The organism is Proteiniphilum sp., from assembly GCF_040307845.1.
Classification (GTDB): domain Bacteria; phylum Bacteroidota; class Bacteroidia; order Bacteroidales; family Dysgonomonadaceae; genus Proteiniphilum.
Window position 1 is genome coordinate 1 of sequence record NZ_JAWRIS010000001.1, and the last position, 16,935, is coordinate 16,935.

The 16,935-nt window shown below is 44.3% G+C and carries 16 protein-coding genes; 5 read left to right on the forward strand and 11 right to left on the reverse strand.

Translation table 11 applies throughout. The features are described from left to right. Nucleotides 1-10: 10 nt before the first annotated feature. The 3 genes from rpsF to rplI are packed head-to-tail and all read left to right on the forward strand — an operon-like array spanning nucleotide 11 to nucleotide 1,177. On the forward strand, nucleotides 11-448 hold the full coding sequence (gene rpsF, locus ABV001_RS00005) for a 30S ribosomal protein S6 (RefSeq protein ID WP_502929808.1): 438 nt from the start codon (nucleotides 11-13) through the stop codon (nucleotides 446-448). Nucleotides 449-451: 3 nt separating this feature from the next. After that, a complete protein-coding gene (rpsR, locus tag ABV001_RS00010; RefSeq protein WP_076931372.1) occupies nucleotides 452-718 on the forward strand; it encodes a 30S ribosomal protein S18 in 267 nt (88 codons plus the stop codon). Nucleotides 719-733: 15 nt separating this feature from the next. After that, the gene (gene rplI / locus ABV001_RS00015) at nucleotides 734-1,177 is read left to right on the forward strand and encodes a 50S ribosomal protein L9 (protein ID WP_352420904.1); all 444 of its coding nucleotides are present in this window, start codon (nucleotides 734-736) and stop codon (nucleotides 1,175-1,177) included. Nucleotides 1,178-2,540: 1,363 nt separating this feature from the next. On the opposite strand, the gene ABV001_RS00020 is transcribed toward rplI, so the two are convergent. From ABV001_RS00020 to pta, 3 genes are all read right to left on the reverse strand, one after another. Next, on the reverse strand, nucleotides 2,541-3,743 hold the full coding sequence (locus tag ABV001_RS00020) for an acetate kinase (protein ID WP_352420905.1): 1,203 nt from the start codon (nucleotides 3,741-3,743) through the stop codon (nucleotides 2,541-2,543). Between the two features lie 151 nt (nucleotides 3,744-3,894). Next, nucleotides 3,895-4,872, reverse strand: coding sequence for a 3-hydroxyacyl-CoA dehydrogenase family protein (locus tag ABV001_RS00025; protein WP_352420906.1), 978 nt, complete (start codon nucleotides 4,870-4,872; stop codon nucleotides 3,895-3,897). 9 nt (nucleotides 4,873-4,881) lie between these two features. After that, nucleotides 4,882-5,892: a phosphate acetyltransferase gene (gene pta, locus ABV001_RS00030; protein WP_352420907.1), complete on the reverse strand. Its 1,011-nt coding sequence runs from the start codon at nucleotides 5,890-5,892 to the stop codon at nucleotides 4,882-4,884. A gap of 263 nt (nucleotides 5,893-6,155) precedes the next feature. Between pta and ABV001_RS00035 the strand changes: the two genes are divergently transcribed. Continuing rightward, a complete protein-coding gene (locus ABV001_RS00035; protein ID WP_352420908.1) occupies nucleotides 6,156-7,067 on the forward strand; it encodes a DMT family transporter in 912 nt (303 codons plus the stop codon). A 161-nt stretch (nucleotides 7,068-7,228) separates the two neighbouring features. Then, nucleotides 7,229-7,744: a DUF1648 domain-containing protein gene (locus tag ABV001_RS00040; RefSeq protein ID WP_352420909.1), complete on the forward strand. Its 516-nt coding sequence runs from the start codon at nucleotides 7,229-7,231 to the stop codon at nucleotides 7,742-7,744. A gap of 116 nt (nucleotides 7,745-7,860) precedes the next feature. Here ABV001_RS00040 and argH read toward each other — a convergent pair whose 3' ends face one another. From argH to ABV001_RS00080, 8 genes are all read right to left on the reverse strand, one after another. Further along, nucleotides 7,861-9,156: an argininosuccinate lyase gene (gene argH / locus ABV001_RS00045; protein WP_352420910.1), complete on the reverse strand. Its 1,296-nt coding sequence runs from the start codon at nucleotides 9,154-9,156 to the stop codon at nucleotides 7,861-7,863. Between the two features lie 15 nt (nucleotides 9,157-9,171). Further along, complete coding sequence (locus tag ABV001_RS00050; RefSeq protein WP_352420911.1) at nucleotides 9,172-10,230, reverse strand: M20/M25/M40 family metallo-hydrolase; 1,059 nt, start codon at nucleotides 10,228-10,230, stop codon at nucleotides 9,172-9,174. Nucleotides 10,231-10,439: 209 nt separating this feature from the next. Continuing rightward, nucleotides 10,440-11,228 carry an acetylglutamate kinase gene (gene argB / locus ABV001_RS00055; RefSeq protein ID WP_352420912.1) on the reverse strand — a complete coding sequence of 263 codons (789 nt, stop codon included), beginning with the start codon at nucleotides 11,226-11,228 and terminating at the stop codon, nucleotides 10,440-10,442. 220 nt (nucleotides 11,229-11,448) lie between these two features. Then, nucleotides 11,449-12,405, reverse strand: a complete 957-nt coding sequence (locus tag ABV001_RS00060; protein ID WP_352420913.1) for an N-acetylornithine carbamoyltransferase — start codon at nucleotides 12,403-12,405, stop codon at nucleotides 11,449-11,451. Then, nucleotides 12,402-13,529, reverse strand: coding sequence for an aspartate aminotransferase family protein (locus ABV001_RS00065; RefSeq protein ID WP_352420914.1), 1,128 nt, complete (start codon nucleotides 13,527-13,529; stop codon nucleotides 12,402-12,404). Before ABV001_RS00065 ends, ABV001_RS00060 begins: the two co-directional genes overlap by 4 nt. Nucleotides 13,530-13,795: 266 nt before the next feature. Further along, complete coding sequence (gene argC / locus ABV001_RS00070) at nucleotides 13,796-14,770, reverse strand: N-acetyl-gamma-glutamyl-phosphate reductase (protein WP_352420915.1); 975 nt, start codon at nucleotides 14,768-14,770, stop codon at nucleotides 13,796-13,798. Then, entirely contained in the window at nucleotides 14,763-15,953 is a 1,191-nt protein-coding gene (gene argG / locus ABV001_RS00075) for an argininosuccinate synthase (protein ID WP_352420916.1), read from the reverse strand. The genes argC and argG overlap by 8 nt, the downstream gene beginning before the upstream one ends. Beyond that, nucleotides 15,950-16,570, reverse strand: a complete 621-nt coding sequence (locus ABV001_RS00080) for a GNAT family N-acetyltransferase (protein ID WP_352420917.1) — start codon at nucleotides 16,568-16,570, stop codon at nucleotides 15,950-15,952. Before ABV001_RS00080 ends, argG begins: the two co-directional genes overlap by 4 nt. Nucleotides 16,571-16,935 lie beyond the last annotated feature (365 nt).

Sequence of the window (16,935 nt, forward strand, 5' to 3'; positions counted from 1 at the left end):
TTAAATTAGTATGAACAATTACGAAACCGTTTTCATTTTGACTCCCGTTTTGTCTGATGCTCAGATGAAGGAAGCGGTTGAAAAATTCAAAACCCTCCTCACGGATCAAGGGGCCGAAATTGTAAACGAAGAAGACTGGGGCCTGCGTAAATTAGCGTATCCCATCGACAAGAAAACGACAGGATTCTATACTTTCCTGGAGTTCAACGCTGATCCCACAGTGATCGACAAGTTGGAAGTAAATTTCCGTCGCGACGAACGTGTGATCCGTTTTCTGACGGTAAAACAGGATAAATTCGCACTGGAATATGCCGAAAAGAGAAGGAAGAACAAAGGCGGCAAGAGACACGAAGCACATGCTTCAGCCGGCGATGCTGCAAAAACGGTAAAGAAAGAAAAGACCGAAGCTGTGGAAGCAGAAGTAGAACTTAACGAAAAGGAGGATTAAGAAATGGCTAAACAGACAGAAATCAGATATCTTACCCCACTGTCGGTGGATGTGAAGAAGAAAAAATATTGCCGTTTCAAAAAGAACGGTATCAAGTATATCGACTATAAGGATCCGGAATTCCTGAAGAAGTTCCTGAATGAACAGGGAAAGATCTTGCCGAGAAGGATTACCGGTACGTCATTGAAGTTCCAACGCCGGATCGCACAAGCAGTGAAGAGAGCTCGTCATATAGCTTTGCTTCCATACGTAACCGATTTAATGAAATAAAAAGGAGGAAGAAAAATGGAAGTAATTTTAAAAGAAGATATACAGAGTTTAGGCTACAAGGATGATGTGGTGAATGTAAAGAAAGGGTATGCCCGTAATTTCCTTATCCCCCAGGGTAAGGCTGTTATCGCCACTGATTCTGCCAAGAAAGTGCTGGCTGAGAATCAGAAACAACGCGCACATAAACTGGCCCAGATAAAAGCGGATGCACAGGCGCTTGCCGATAAGCTGGAAGGTGTTACCTTGTCCATTGGAGCAAAGACCAGTTCTACCGGAACCATTTTCGGTTCGGTAACCAACATTCAGGTTTCCGATGCATTGAAAGAAAAAGGGTATGAAGTAGACAGGAAACTGATCGTCATCAAAGACCAGGTGAAAGAGGTAGGAAACTACAACGCCGTGGTAAGACTTCACAAAGAGGTTTCAGTGGATATCCCCTTCGAAGTGGTAGCAGAATAAGGATTTGAATCGCGCTCAACGCACATAAAAAAAGCTTCGGAAAACTCCGAAGCTTTTTTTATGTGCGCCGTGCATGATTAAAAACTTGGTGGTGCAAGTCCACTACGGGTGTAGGTAGCGACCAACCGTTAGCCCAAGGCAAGGGTGTCCATCGTGAGGTGGAATCTGAAGGAAGCCGGCGGCAAAATCCCGGTCTGAGGAACACGAACATCATACAAGGCTCAAGCCTCAGGACGAGTTTGCTAAACAGAACAAAATCCAAAAGTTACCCGGATGTGGCAGAGTAAATGATGCAGATATATGGGATGAAAGTTTGATAGTCTTACCACGGGAGGTCTCACGGACGTGTGGACGTTTTTTTTCGGAAGCACGGAGTAAAGCTTGCCGTGAGAAGTCAGCAGAGGATACGCTGTGGCAGTAGAGCCGTGAAGCTCGGTTTTAACTAAAAAGAGGGCTATTTGTATCCATGTTTAACTTCCTATTACAATTTTCCTGCAACTTAGGTTAATTATAAATTCTATTACTAATAAACAATTTTTATTTTAAGATGTTGAATAAGTATACTGGAACTTCAATGATGTTAAACTGTTAAAACATTAAGATTATGAAAACTCAAAATTCAATCTGGTTTAGGTGAAAGGTCGTTGGCCTATTGTTTTTGTTTCTGGTTATTTTGCATTCATGTAATAAAGATAATATGAATGTTGAAGATTTTACCGATGTTGCTAAAGAAGAGCATATCGGCGATAATATTGTAATAAATAATATTGCGAAAATTTGCACCAGTAACAATGGGAGCGAGTGTTGGTTTTGCGGCTTGTTGGGGAATTGTTGTAAGCTTAATGTGCTAAATTTATGAACAGAACAAGTATTTTGCTATTATTCGTGATTTCATTTATTTGCATTCTTCTTTTATATTTTAATTTTTTGTTTGGTTTCTTAGGCGATAAGTGGGTATCTTACCTATTTTATTTCACTCTAATTATATATATAATTTTCGCTATTCAAATTATAAAGTACAGAGGTACTAGTAGAAAGAAAGAATAATGATGAAATGGTTTTTCACACTTGTATCATATTAATTTGATTACGCCTGAGGTGTTAAATGTTGTGCCTTAGGAATGAACATAATGAAGGATTACGTAGTACAAACTGGTATGGAAAGATGATTCTATTTTTGGAGAATGTATTGACGAGAAACAAGCATAGAGTCAAGTCAAGAAGTTCCATGATGCTTTGATTTTGCTCAGGCATTTTCGATAAAAGGTTAAATTCAGAACCGAAAAACGGATGAAATGGTGTCTTTCCCGTTTTTCGGTTCTTTTTTATTAGAGAATTAACTATGTATATAAATAGAAGGACTTTATGCTCTCTGCAAAATCTCTATCGTATCGTTGGCGATCGTCAACTCTTCATCGGTAGGGATGATGACCACCTTTACCCTGGAAGAGGGTTTGCTGATCACTACCTCCTTGGCCCGGACTGCGTCATTCAGTTCTTCATCCAGTTCAATTCCCATATATTCCATATTCCGGCAGACATCCCTTCTGGTGACGGCTTGATTTTCCCCTACACCGCCCGTAAATACCAGAATATCCACTCCTCCCAACACCGCGGCATAAGAACCGATGTATTTCTTGATACGGTAATTGTAGGTCTCCATAGCCAGCACCGCACGTTCATTTCCATTTTCAATGGCAGCACTGATCTCCCGCATGTCGGACGATAGCCCCGAAATACCAAGTATCCCTGAGAATTTATTCAGCAGGGTAGAGATACCCGTAGTTCCCATGTGTTCTTTCTCCATAATATAGGAGATTACACCGGGATCGACATCGCCTGACCGGGTGCCCATAATTAAACCTTCCACGGGAGTCATGCCCATGCTGGTATCGATCGATTTCCCGTTCTTGATAGCGGCAACGGATCCTCCATTGCCGATATGGGCAGTAATGATACGTTGTTCTTCGTAGGGAACGCCCAGAAATTCGCACGCCCTTGCCGAGACATAGCGGTGACTGGTGCCATGGAATCCGTACCGGCGTATAGCGTATTTTTCATATAATGAATAGGGGATTCCATACATATAAGCATAATCGGGCATAGTCTGATGGAAAGCAGTGTCAAAGACTCCCACCTGCGGGGTATCGGGCATCAGTTCCTGAATGGCATATATACCTTTCAAGTTGGGCGGATTATGTAAGGGAGCCAGTTCAATACATTCGTTCAATATCTCGATCACCTCGTCGGTAATAAGCACACTCTCATTGAAACGTTCGCCGCCATGTACCACGCGGTGGCCTACCGCCTCTATTTCATCTAATGATTGGATGCATCCATACTTGTCGCTCAGCAGCACGCCCAGGATATATTCAATACCGGCACGGTGCTCGAGGATCTCTCCTTCCAGCATTACCTTTTGTCCATCGGGAAGAGTGAACTTAAGGAAAGATCCTTTCATTCCGATTTTTTCGACGCCTCCCTGGGCTATCACCTCTTTGCTTTCCATCTCGAAAAGCTTGTATTTGATGGATGAACTTCCGCAGTTCAGGACTAATATTTTCATTTTATTATTTGTTACTTGTATATGAACCAAGAATCGATATACTAATGAGATTGAAGTAAATTGAATGAGATTGAAAAAGATTGAATTCCACACCTAAAGTATTGGTACTAAAAATCTTTATTCTTTATTCCTTACTCTTTACTCTTAAAAATTAAACAATATTCTTATTGATGGATACCGGGTTTCCGTCGTTATCGTAAATATAGAATCCTTTACCTGTACGTACTCCCAATTGATTGGACCGGTATAGTTTCCATAAAATAGGATTGGGCTTGTAATGCTTCGCCCCGAAATCGTTGAACATCGCTTCCATAAGGGTGACAAGGCGTTCGATGCCGATAATGTCGGCCATGCGGAAAATGCCGTAGCGCTGTCCGTAGATGATGGTGAAAGTCTCTTCAATGTCTTCTATGGAACTGACCCTTTCCAGCAATGTCTGGCACGCCTCATTGATCATCACCACCAGCATCCGGAGGCTTACGTTTCCATTACTTTCATTGATGCGGTGGGGCTTGTATTTGATCAGTCTGGCAAAGACCTCCATCTTATGGTACACCTCTTCAGAAGTATACATGCCACTCACGATCTCCAGGATGCGGGCATCCGGGTGCGACACGGGAAAATAGAGGCTCACACAACGCTCCTTGTGATTGAGGTCGGCGGCCAACTCGCTGATGATCACCGTAGATCCGTTGGAGGCAATAATCGCATCTTCATCAAGGATCTCTTCCAGTCTTTTGAAGATATTTTTCCGCAAGGGTGTACTGCGCCGGCCACTTTCCGAATATCGTGTACATTCGATCACAAGGTCGCAGCCTTCGAAATCTTCATATACAAGGGTAGGGGTAATACGGTTCATGATGATCTTCTTTTCGGAGGGTGTCAATCCCCAACTGCTGATCTTCTGATCCATAATCTTCTCCAACTCACCTATCACAAAATCGATCCGCTCTTGTGACTCATCCAGAAAAACCACCTCCATACCGGCTGTTGCCGCCATATTGATGATCGTCCGTCCCTCTTTTCCGGCACCTACGACACCGATCTTCGAAAACAACTGTTTTTTCTTGCTTTCTGATGATATGGTAAGCCCGTAATTTTCAATAGGTTCTATAATTGTTTCACTCATATCCAGTGGCTATTTATTTTTTAGTCCGATAGCCTGATTGGCTGTAATGGCTACCATATTGTAAATATCTTCTACTGAACAACCCCGCGAAAGGTCATTTACCGGAGCAGCCATACCTTGCAATACCGGTCCTACCGCTTCGGCGTTGCCCAATCTTTGCACCAGCTTGTAAGCAATATTTCCCACTTCAAGCGTAGGGAAGACCAGCACGTTGGCTTTTCCTGCGATAGTGCTTCCCGGGGCTTTGCCCGCACCGACAGAAGGAACGATGGCAGCATCTGCCTGTAGTTCCCCGTCGATCTGCAATGAAGGAGCAGATTCTTTGGCAATACGGGTTGCTTCGCGTACCTTGTCGACCATCTCGTGTTCGGCACTTCCTTTGGTGGAGAAGCTAAGCATGGCTACGCGCGGTTCCACGTTTACCATGCTTTTCATTGTTTGTGCCGATGCAACGGCGATAGAGGCCAGTTCTTCTGCCGTGGGATTGGGCATCACCGCACAGTCGGCAAAGAGAAGTATCCCATTTTCCCCATATTGCGGAGTTTGGGTAAACATGATGAACGCACCCGACACTACCTTTATACCGGGTGAGGTTTTAATAATCTGCAGGGCAGGGCGCAACACATCGCCGGTGGTGTTCTTCGCACCGGCTATCTCGCCGTCTGCATCACCCGCCTTGATCATGAGGCAACCCAGATACAGCGGGTCCTCTACCAGTTGAGATGCTTGTGCATAAGTCATCCCTTTCTTTTTACGTAATTCTGCAAGGAGTTGGGTATAGTTCTCTTTTTTATCGTGTGCTGTAGGATCTACAATTTTGGCTTTCCCGATATGGAGGAGCCCCGACTCCTTTGCAATTTTCTGTATTTCAGTAGGGTTTCCCAGCAGAATAATCTCTGCCACACCGTCGCGAAGCAGTTGATCGGCTGCTGTGAGTGTCCGCTGTTCGGTGCCTTCGGGCAATACGATACGTTGTTTGTTCGCTTTAGCCCTTTCGATCAGATCATCAAGTAAGTTCATTGCATATAGTATGTTTTGGTTCTTTAATTCTTGTCGGGTCGCGATTGCGATTGCAGAATATCCAATATTTTCCACAAAAGTACAAAAAAAAGAGCAGATGGAGTAACAAAATGTCAACAGTTTTGGTTATAAAAAATTGTGTGTTACTTTTGCCTTATGAAAGGTGGAAAGGTGTCTAAGTGATTAGGTGCCTAAGTGGTTAAGTGCCTAAGTGGTTAAGTGGTTAAGTGGAAGAGGTAATTAGTAATTAACTAATTGATAGGATGAAACAGTTGAAAAGGGAAGTGGTAGCGTATGCCGGCCTCACATTGATGACCGTGATCATCGGTTTTTCTTTTATCTTCGTAAAGATCGCGTTGCGGCATGCTTCGCCCATTGATTTGCTGGCACACCGCTTTACGGCGGCAACTGCCGGTCTTTTCTTTTTTTATCTGTTTCGTCGGAAAGGATGGCCCGTGATTGAACGGAAAAGTATATTCCATCTACTCACCTTGTCCCTGTTTTATCCGTTACTGCTTTTCTCGATGCAGACAATAGGTCTTCAATTCACCTCTGCTTCTGAAGCCGGTATTCTATCGGCGACTGCTCCCATCTTCACAGTTATTCTGGCATCCATATTCCTGAAGGAGAAAAGTTCGTTTTGGCAAATTATTTTTGTGTTGTTATCCGTGGGAGGTGTTGTGTACATAATGTACCGGAATGGATTGGGAGAAATAAGCAGTGAAACTTTAAAAGGTGATTTTTTCATTCTTCTCTCCGTGGTATCCATGGCTATTTATTTTGTACTGGGCAGAAAGGCCACGCAGCAGATCAACGCCATGGATATTACGTTTTTCATGACCGTGACTGCTTGTGTAATTTTTAACCTGATGGCGGTAATAGCCCATCTGAAGTTGGATACTTTGCCGCTCTATTTCGCTGCATTTAATAACAGTGAGTTCCTGTGGACAATACTTTATCTGGGAATACTTTCCTCGTTCCTGACCTCATTCCTGACCAATAGCGCCCTCTCCGTGATCCCTGCATCACAAGTCTCTATCTTTAATAACTTCAGTCCCGTGATCGCAGTGTTCAGCGGTGTGCTGTTTTTAAATGAAACTCTTCATGTTTACCATGTCATCGGCGGTATAATGGTACTGATAGGCATTATCGGTGTGAACGTCCTGAAAAAATAGGGCAGGGATTGGCGTAATATTAAGTGGAATTTTGCAATAGTGTATTGATATCCCATAGTCTCGAAAACTGATAATAATGGTTGAAATAATCAACATACTTCACCAAAGTATTATGTCGAAGAGAGGTAGGATGAATAAAAAAATATAACTTTGCCCTATAGATGAAAGCTCGACCAAACATAGAACTCAAATTAAGTACAACCGATGTGATAATCGAAATTATCGGTTGGCTGGCTGTTGCCGGAATCTGGATTTTGACATTCATCCATTATGAAAAATTACCGGAACAAATTCCCATCCATTATAATGGTGCCGGAAAAGCAGATGGATTTGGAGATAAAAATCAATTATTAATTTTACCAATTGTTGCGACATTATTTTTTATCGGACTGACACTACTCAATAAATTCCCCCGGATTTTTAATTACTTTATTCCTCTGGCACAAGAAAATGCTTTTTTTCAGTACTCCGCTGCAACACGGCTGATCAGGTTTGTAAAATTATTATTTGTAATAATTTTCGGGCTTGTTGTGTTCATGACCATACAAACTGCAAAGGGTACTGCGGGTGGGCTTGGAATATGGTTCTTGCCATTGATGATTGGACTTTTTTTTATTTTGATAATGTATTTATTTGAAAAGGGCAAGAAAGCATTGATTTCGCAATCTAAATTCTGAAATCCCTGGTTTTTTATTGCCGATACTCTGCTGTTGCATTACGTAATTTTTTGTAAGTTTGTGCAATAACTATTTCACACGACAAGCAAAATTTCGATAGTTGGATAGACAGGCACCTACCTGATGATTCCTGAAGCTTTCTCCATTTTTTTCTTGATCTCTTCCGTACAGAGGTTGCCGATGCTGCCGGCATGGGTATGATGTACTTCTTTTGGGGCGTGGAAAGAACCAGACTGTACCTCTTTTCCCACCTGCTGGTAAGCCTCTCTGAAAGGAACCCCTTGTAATACGCGGTTGTTCACCTCTTCTACAGTAAAGAGATATTCATACCGTGGATCGGAAAGAATATCTTTTTTGACAGAGATATTCTCCAGCATAAAACATGTCATCTGTAAAAGCTTATGGAGGGTTTCCAATGCGGGGAACAGTATTTCTTTTAACAACTGGTAGTCGCGATGATAGCCATGAGGCATATTGTTGGTCATCAGCGTGATTTCATTGGGCAAACTTTGCAGTCGGTTGCTGTGCCCCCGGATTAACTCCCATACGTCAGGATTTTTCTTGTGCGGCATAATACTGGAGCCTGTGGTCAGTGCGTCGGGGTAAGAGATAAATCCATAATTACCTGATAGATACATGCAATTGTCTGCTGCCAGCTTGTTAAGGGTAGAAGCGATATTCGACATACTTTGCGCGAGGATTCGTTCTGTCTTACCCCGTCCCATCTGTGCTGCGACTACGTTATAACTCATGGTGGCAAAACCCAGTTCATGGGTGGTCATCTCCCGGTCCAAGGGGAAAGAACTGCCATAACCGGCGGCGGATCCCAACGGATTCTGATCGGCTACCTGCCATGCAGCCGCAAGGGTATGCATATCATCCACCATTGTTTCGGCATAAGCACCGAACCACAACCCGAAAGAGGAAGGCATGGCGACCTGTCCATGCGTATAACCGGGCAGCAGTACTTCTTTATGCTGTTCGCTGAGCAATTGGAGCAGATTGAACAACTCTATGACTTCATCTTTTATCCGGAGGATTTCTTCTTTAAGATAAAGTTTGATATCGACCAGCACCTGGTCGTTGCGGGAGCGCCCGGAGTGGATTTTTTTGCCCATCTCACCCAGCCTCTCCGTCAGCATTGCCTCTACCTGAGAATGGATGTCTTCGGCATCATCATCGAGCCTAAAATGCCCCTGTTCCACTTCGGCCAGGATATTTTGAAGTTCGGAATGCAGCAATTTCTCTTCTTCTGCTTCCAGAAGACCGATTTTGACCAGCATTTTGATGTGTGCCATCGATCCCAGGACATCATGTTTTGCCAGGCGAAGGTCGAGCTCACGGTCGTTCCCAACGGTGAAATCTTCTACTCTCTGATTGGCATCGAAGCCTTTATCCCATATTTTTGCCATATCTTTTTAGTATTGTTACTTCATTAGATTCTTTATAAAACGGACGTATCCTTCGATTCCTTGTTTCAGTTCACCGATCGTCACGAATTCGTCCGGGCGGTGAGATCGTTCCGATTCTCCCGGTCCCATCTTCACCGCAGGACAGGTAACCCGCATCCAGTCCGAAGTGGTGGGGGAGGTGTAGCTTTCAATCCCCAGTTGTTGCACGCATTGCATCAACGGGTGATCAACCGGTGTGGCAGAGCTCCTGTTGGTCAGTGAGCGCGCTTTCAGTTCACTTTTTACTTTTGGTTGCAGTACATCCATAATCCCGCCGTTGGTATACATTTCCGTTGGGCGGATATCCACCACAAAATTGCACCGATCCGGTACCACGTTGTGTTGTATGCCGGCATTGATCTGTGTGACAGTTAGTTTTACCTCTCCCATCGTGGGTGATATTTTGTCGAATTTTATCGATCGCAGTGTGTAGATATCTTCAAGTGCAATATAGAGGGCATTTACGCCTTCGTTACGGGCCGCATGACCGCTTACCCCTTTTGCTTCACCGTCGATCACCAGTAATCCCCTTTCGGCTATGGCTGCCCTCATGCCGGTGGGTTCTCCGATAATAGCCATATTCACTTCGCCGGAGAGTTCTTGCCAAAGTAACGACATCCCGTTGGGACCGGAATTTTCTTCTTCTGCGGATAATGCCAGCAAGAGGTTGAAAGGTAATTCTTTCTCGTAAAAATATAGAAATGTTTGTAATAATGTCACGACACTGGCTCCCGCGTCATTACTGCCCAGACCGTAGACATGTGAATTGGAGTGGGGTGGGTTGAACGGGTCGAAAGTATACCCGGTATTCGGGCGGACGGTATCGAGGTGCGAATTCAGCATCAACGTTGGTCTTGATGCATCGTGATGGGGTTGGCGGACAATCAGGTTGTTGCCGATACGCTCTATGGAGATTCCTCTTTCACTGAAATATCCTGTTAGAAAATTGCTTCTTGGGTCTTCCTCCCCGGAGAATGATTGAATAGAAACCAGTTCCCTCAGCAATCCAGTCGCATTTTGTATATACGTGTCCATAAGGAGTTAAAAATTACTAATTACCAATTACCAATTACCAATTACCAATTACTAATTACCAATTACCAATTACCAATTACCAATTACCAATTAGGCCAAGTATTCAATCTTTCTCAATCTCATTGTCACATTAATCTTATTGGCATATTGGCACATTGGCACATTGAAATCATCACATCAGTAAATCATCACATCAGTAAATCAACACATCAACCTAAGGTTGTTCCTTTTCCCAATAACAGGTTCTTCGCGTGTAAAACCATCACTTCCGATACGCCTTGCTCAATTGCCCTGAAAGAATTATCCAATTTGGGAATCATCCCATCGACGATAAATCCCTGTCGTTTGTATGCTTCGTATTCTTCTTTGGTCATTGTGGGAATCAGGCTTTCCGGATCGTTTACATCTTTCAGCACCCCTTCTTTCTCAAAACAGTAATAGATGGTAACGCTATATTTTTCCGAGAGTGCTGTGGCTACCGTATAGGCGATGGTGTCGGCATTGGTATTCAGCAGTGAGCCGTTCCCGTCGTGAGTGATAGCACAAAAAACGGGCGTAATACCGCTTTCTATCAACTGTGAGATGAAAACGGTGTTGGTTTTATTCGGATCGGGATCTCCGGCAAAACCAAAGTCGATCGGCACGGGAGAGCGTCGTATCGCCGGAATGGTGTTGGCATCTGCCCCTGAAAGGCCGATAGCATTGCAACCCATCTTCTGCAGTAAGGCTACTATATTTTTATTGCCCCATCCCGCGTATACCATTGTGACCAGCTTCAGCGTTTCTTCGTCAGTAATACGGCGACCGTTCAGCATTTTGGTCTCGATACCAAGTTGTTTTGCCATCTTTGAGGCCATTACTCCTCCGCCGTGTACCAGCAATTTATGTCCTTCCAGTTGATGGAAGTCATACAGGAATGATTCCAGTGCCTCCGGATTATCTACGATATTTCCTCCTATCTTTACAATTGAAAGGGCTGTTTTTCTGTTTTCAATCATTTTTTATAGAATAGAGTTTATATTTAATAAATGATTATTTTATATGATTATCAATTGATTAAAGAATGGGATATTTTAAACAGTGCTGATTATCAGTTGTTTGGAAAATATAAATTATAACTCATTGATAATCATATCCCCCAAATCTTATTGCATATAATGTCTAATCATTGAATTGTTTATTTTACCTAACCACTTAGGCACCTAGTCACTTAGGCACCTACGATAGTCCCAGTAGTATCTCCCTCAACACCACCTGTGCCGAAACCACGCGGTTGGCTGCTTCAGGGATGACAATCGATTGCGGGCTGTCTATCACCTCGTCGCTCACGATCATATTGCGGCGTACCGGCAGGCAGTGCATGAAATAAGCATTATTGGTGAGTGCCATTTTTTTTGCGTCTACCGTCCATGCGCGATCGGTACTCAAAATCTTACCATAGTTCGGATCCTGGTAAGCTGCCCAGTTCTTTGCATAGATGAAGTCGGCATCTTTGTAGGCTTTCTCCCTGTCATATTCCACCACGGCATTGCCGACAAATTTTTCATCCAGTTCATATCCTTCGGGATGGGTGATCACGAATTCGTAATCGGTGGCGTTCATCCATTCGGCAAATGAATTGGGAACCGCCTGGGGTAATGCACGGGGATGAGGAGCCCAAGTGAGTACTACTTTCGGTTTCTCTGTTTTTTTGTACTCCTCGATTGTAATCAAGTCGGCGAAGCTTTGTAACGGGTGGCGTGTAGCTGCCTCCATGCTGAATACCGGTCTTCCCGAGTATTGGATAAACTGGTTCAGGATGACCTCGTTATAATCGGATGCCTTGTCTTCAAACTGAGCAAACGAACGCACCCCGATCACATCGCAGTAAGAGCCCATTACCGGAATTGCTTCCAGTATATGTTCAGGTTTGTCGCCATCCATAATGACTCCTTTTCCGGTCTCTAACTTCCAGGCGCCTTGATTGATATCGAGCACAATCACATTCATGCCGAGGTTCAATCCCGCTTTTTGAGTGCTCAGGCGTGTACGCAGGCTCGAGTTGAAAAAGATCATCAACAAAGTCTTGTTTTTACCCAACTCCTGATCGGCAAAAGGATTTTTTTTGACCTGTCCGGCTTTTTCGAGTGCAATTTTCAGGTCACCGATGTCATGCACGGAAGTGAAGTTTCTCATATCATTTTCTTTTTTAGTTCAGTGATAAATATATCAATTTCTCCTTTCGATATCGAGAGCGGCGGTAACAGGCGCATCACGTTGTTTTTTGCTCCGCCTGTAAAGATACGGCTTTCGAAGAGAAGCCGGTTACGAATAGTGGCAAATTCAGGAAGAAACCCGACACCCAGCATCAAACCCCGGCCACGGATCCCGGTGATACCCCCCCCTATTCCTGATAATTCCTGCTGAAGATAATTGCCCATCTTCTCCGCATTTTTTACCAGAGACTCCTCTTTTAAAACATCGAGTACCGCGATGGCCGCTGCACAAGCCAGATGGTTGCCCCCAAAAGTGGTGCCCAGCATCCCTTTCTTTGCCTCGAAACGGGGAGAAATGAGCAGTCCTCCGATAGGAAAACCGTTCCCCATCCCTTTGGCCATCGTGATTAAGTCGGGTTGTATTCCGGCCCATTGATGAGCAAAGAACTGACCGCTACGGCCATATCCCGATTGTATCTCGTCGAGGATCAATATTACCCCATTCTGGTTGCAAAGGAGCGACAGTTGCTGTAAAAATGAAACTTCCGGCATGAAAATACCGGCCACACCTTGGATTCCCTCGATAATGACCGCGGCTACATCTCCCTTTCCGATCTCCGCACCCACCGCTTCTACGTCATTAAGCGGAACAAAAGTAACTTCATGTCCTTTATTGAAAGGTGCTTGAATAGCCGGATTATCCGTGACGGCCACCGCACCCGAGGTGCGTCCGTGGAAAGCCCCGTGGAAGGCGATCACACGTTTCTTGCCGGTGTGGAAAGAGGCCAGTTTTAACGCATTCTCATTGGCTTCGGCGCCGGAATTACAGAGAAAGAGCGAATAATCGGGATAGCCGGACTGTTCACCCAGTTTATCGGCCAGCTCTTTCTGCAGGGAATTCTGTACTGAGTTGGAATAGAACCCTATCTTTTCCACCTGATCCTGCACTGCTTTTACATACTGAGGGTGGGAATGTCCGATAGAAATCACGGCATGTCCTCCGTACAGGTCGAGGTACTCCGTTCCCTCACTGTCCCATACATGGCAACCCTTGCCCCGCACCGGTTCAATATCCCATAAACTATATACGTCGAATAGATTCATTTTTTTGTTTAGAATAAAGAGTAAAGAATAAAGAATAAAGAGTAAAGACTTTTAGAGCCAAGAACCAAGACTTTTTAAATTAAAAGTGAAGAGTGAAAAGTGAAAAACTAATAGTGAAAAGTGAAGACCATTAATTCTTAGTTTTTAGTTCTTAGTTTTCATCTTCTCAACTTCAGACTTCAGACTTCTAATTTCTTCATTCATCTCATTGGCACATTCATCTCATTGGCACATTGGCACATTAGCACATTGGCACATTCGTCTCATTAGAAAGCGTTTCCTTTCAGTCGTAATCCCGTTGTCTCATCCAATCCGAACATCAGGTTCATATTCTGTACTGCCTGTCCTGATGCTCCTTTCACCAGATTGTCGATGATGGAGGTGATATGGATATAACCATTGTGGAACTCTATATGCAATAATCCTTTATTGGTGTTCACTACCTCTTTCAGGCTGATAGGTTGCCTGGAAACAAACACGAACGGGGATGACCGGTAATATGCTTCATAAAGATCGATTACCGCCGATTCAGATAGAGATTTGTTCCATTTTGTATAGACACTGGCGAAAATACCGCGTGTGAAATCGCCCCGCATCGGTACGAAATTGATCTGCGGCAGGTTATGGTTGCCGGCACTGGTCAATGTGTTGGCGATCTCTTCCAGATGCTGGTGCGTGAAAGGTTTATATACCGAGATATTATTGTCACGATAGCTGAAATGCGTGGTTTCGGCCGGTTTCTTGCCCGCGCCGGTGGAACCGGTAATAGCATGCACATGTATCTCGTCCGTTACCAGGTTTCTGGACGCCAGTGGTAAAAGGGCCAACATGATGGTAGTGGCAAAGCATCCGGGGTTAGCTATGCTATTAGCTGTGCGGATTTGTTCCCGGTTCTGTTCGCAGAGCCCAAATACAAAATTCCTGTCGTTATACACCGGATCGTTGCGGAAATCATTTCCAAGGTCAATAATCCTGCATGCTGAGGGAATATTGTTATTGTTTAGAAAAGCGCGTGATAACCCATGTCCCAGGCAAAGGAATATCACATCGGGTTGATGGAAGGTTTCGCTGAAGACCAGATCCGTTTCTCCCAGCAGATCCCGATGCATCTCCACTACCGGCATTCCCACAGATGTAGTGCTGATGACCGATTCTATGTTGACTTCCGGATGGCGGAGCAGGATGCGGAGGAGTTCGCCTGCCGTATAACCTGTCCCGCCGGCTATGCTTACGTTAATCATTGTCGTGGATTGTATAATAAATTTTCAACGGGTTGGCGATTACTTTTGTGAATCCTACCACATCCTGTCCGGAGAACGATTTGTTGATCTCCCCGTATTCGCCGAATTTGGAGTTCATCAGGTCGTACTGGCTGGAACATCCTAACACTGCGAAATGGTAGGGGCGTAATTCTATCTCTACTTCACCCGTTACATAATGCTGGGTGTCGTCGAGGAATGTCTCGATATTGCGCATAACCGGTTCTAGGTATTGTGCCTCATGCATCAGTTGCCCGTACCAGTTGGAGAGCTGATCTTTCCAGTAGAGTTGTTGTTTGGTCAGTACATGTTTCTCTAATAGATGGTGCGCCTTGACGATAATCAGCGGAGCAGGAGCTTCAAAGGCAACGCGCCCTTTGGTACCGATAATGGTGTCGCCCACATGTACATCACGTCCGATACCATATTTCGAGGCGATTTCGTGTAACCTATGGATCAAGGTGACAGGCGGCATTTTTTCGCCATTCAGTGAGACCGGTTCACCTTTTTCAAAACCTAAAGTGACGCGTTCCGTACCCCCGTTGATCACCTGTGACGGATATGCCTCTTCAGGCAGCACCCCCGATGATTTTAATGTTTCTACACCACCTACACTGGTTCCCCATATCCCCTGGTTAATGGAATATTTTGATTTTTCCCATGAGAAATCGAACCCTTTCTCCTTCAGGTAGTCGATCTCCTGTTGGCGGGAAAGGCACAGCTCACGGATCGGCGCGATGATCTGCACTTCCGGTGCCAACACCTCAAATACCAGGTCGAACCGTACCTGGTCGTTCCCGGCGCCGGTACTCCCGTGTGCCACAAAATCGGCACCTACTTTCTTTACATGGTCCAACACTGCCATTGCCTGAAAGAAACGTTCGGAGCTGACCGACAACGGATAGGTGTTGTTTTTTAGTACATTGCCGAAGATGAGGTACTTGATGCCCCTGTTGTAATAATCATCCACTGCATCGATACAGGTATGGGTGGAGGCTCCCAATTGTAAAGCCCGTGCTTCGATTGATTTGGCTTCATCATCGGAAAACCCACCGGTATTTACAATCACGGTGTGTACTTCCAATCCTTTCTCATTGATCAGCCAGGGCACACAAAACGAGGTGTCGAGGCCGCCACTAAATGCTAATACTACTTTTTTTTTCATTTTTTATGCAATTTATTGGTTTTCTTTATTTTGATGACCGGTTTCACCACTTTCTTCGCGAAAGGGCTGGCCTGCATTGCTGCCGGCTGTACTTTGGGATCATAGAGTAAACCAGTGCAGAGGCACATTTTATAGTTATTACGTTGCAGGATATCGAAATTCCTGCAACCCTGGCATCCTTTCCAGAACTCCTCGTCGTCAGTCAATTCTGAAAAGGTAACCGGCTTGAATCCCAGTTCCGTATTCATTTTCATTACGGCCAAACCGGTGGTGATACTGAATATCTTGGCGCTGGGATAGAGTTTCCGGGAGAGATCGAAAATTTTTCGTTTGATCTTTTTGGCTAATCCCTGATTGCGGTAATCCGGATGTACTACCAGTCCGGAATTAGCCACAAAACGCTTATGACTGAATGTTTCAATATAGGCAAAGCCCACAAGTTTATCACCATCGAGGGCGATCACCGCCTTGCCTGCCTCGATCTTTTCAGCAACATATTCAGCACTCCGTTTAGCGATACCTGTACCGCGTGCTTGTGCCGACTCGTAAATCAGATCGCATATCTCTTGCGCGTAACTTACGTAGCCGCTATTGGCTATATGAATAATAACATCCATCCTAAAACAATAAAAAATTAGAGAGTTGATTGTAGAGTGTAGCCCGGAGGCGAAAAAAGATAAAAGGGAAAGGGTACGGAAACCGGGGTTCCCGCATAAGTCAAAAGCATCGTCGGACTAAGACTGCTGCTTTGGGGTAATGGATATGTGAAAAGTATATTTTCATCAGGCTGCAAAAGTAATCATTATATTTGTATTTGTCACCCTTTTCTTTAAAAAACTTACACTATTAACCGACTAAAAATAAAATTAGTCGGATTATTCTTATAACTTGCTTATTATCAATCTCTATTTTATTCTTTTAAAATCCTACCCTCTTGCGTCACAACTCCAGAGAGAGCTGTACGGCAGGACTTTTATTACGT

Coding starts and splice junctions, on each gene's coding strand:
- rpsF (WP_502929808.1), top strand. CDS start 11: ATGAACAATTACGAAACCGTTTTCATTTTGACTCCCGTTTTGTCTGAT.
- rpsR (WP_076931372.1), top strand. CDS start 452: ATGGCTAAACAGACAGAAATCAGATATCTTACCCCACTGTCGGTGGAT.
- rplI (WP_352420904.1), top strand. CDS start 734: ATGGAAGTAATTTTAAAAGAAGATATACAGAGTTTAGGCTACAAGGAT.
- ABV001_RS00020 (WP_352420905.1), bottom strand. CDS start 3,743: ATGAAAATATTAGTCCTGAACTGCGGAAGTTCATCCATCAAATACAAG.
- ABV001_RS00025 (WP_352420906.1), bottom strand. CDS start 4,872: ATGAGTGAAACAATTATAGAACCTATTGAAAATTACGGGCTTACCATA.
- pta (WP_352420907.1), bottom strand. CDS start 5,892: ATGAACTTACTTGATGATCTGATCGAAAGGGCTAAAGCGAACAAACAA.
- ABV001_RS00035 (WP_352420908.1), top strand. CDS start 6,156: ATGAAACAGTTGAAAAGGGAAGTGGTAGCGTATGCCGGCCTCACATTG.
- ABV001_RS00040 (WP_352420909.1), top strand. CDS start 7,229: ATGAAAGCTCGACCAAACATAGAACTCAAATTAAGTACAACCGATGTG.
- argH (WP_352420910.1), bottom strand. CDS start 9,156: ATGGCAAAAATATGGGATAAAGGCTTCGATGCCAATCAGAGAGTAGAA.
- ABV001_RS00050 (WP_352420911.1), bottom strand. CDS start 10,230: ATGGACACGTATATACAAAATGCGACTGGATTGCTGAGGGAACTGGTT.
- argB (WP_352420912.1), bottom strand. CDS start 11,228: ATGATTGAAAACAGAAAAACAGCCCTTTCAATTGTAAAGATAGGAGGA.
- ABV001_RS00060 (WP_352420913.1), bottom strand. CDS start 12,405: ATGAGAAACTTCACTTCCGTGCATGACATCGGTGACCTGAAAATTGCA.
- ABV001_RS00065 (WP_352420914.1), bottom strand. CDS start 13,529: ATGAATCTATTCGACGTATATAGTTTATGGGATATTGAACCGGTGCGG.
- argC (WP_352420915.1), bottom strand. CDS start 14,770: ATGATTAACGTAAGCATAGCCGGCGGGACAGGTTATACGGCAGGCGAA.
- argG (WP_352420916.1), bottom strand. CDS start 15,953: ATGAAAAAAAAAGTAGTATTAGCATTTAGTGGCGGCCTCGACACCTCG.
- ABV001_RS00080 (WP_352420917.1), bottom strand. CDS start 16,570: ATGGATGTTATTATTCATATAGCCAATAGCGGCTACGTAAGTTACGCG.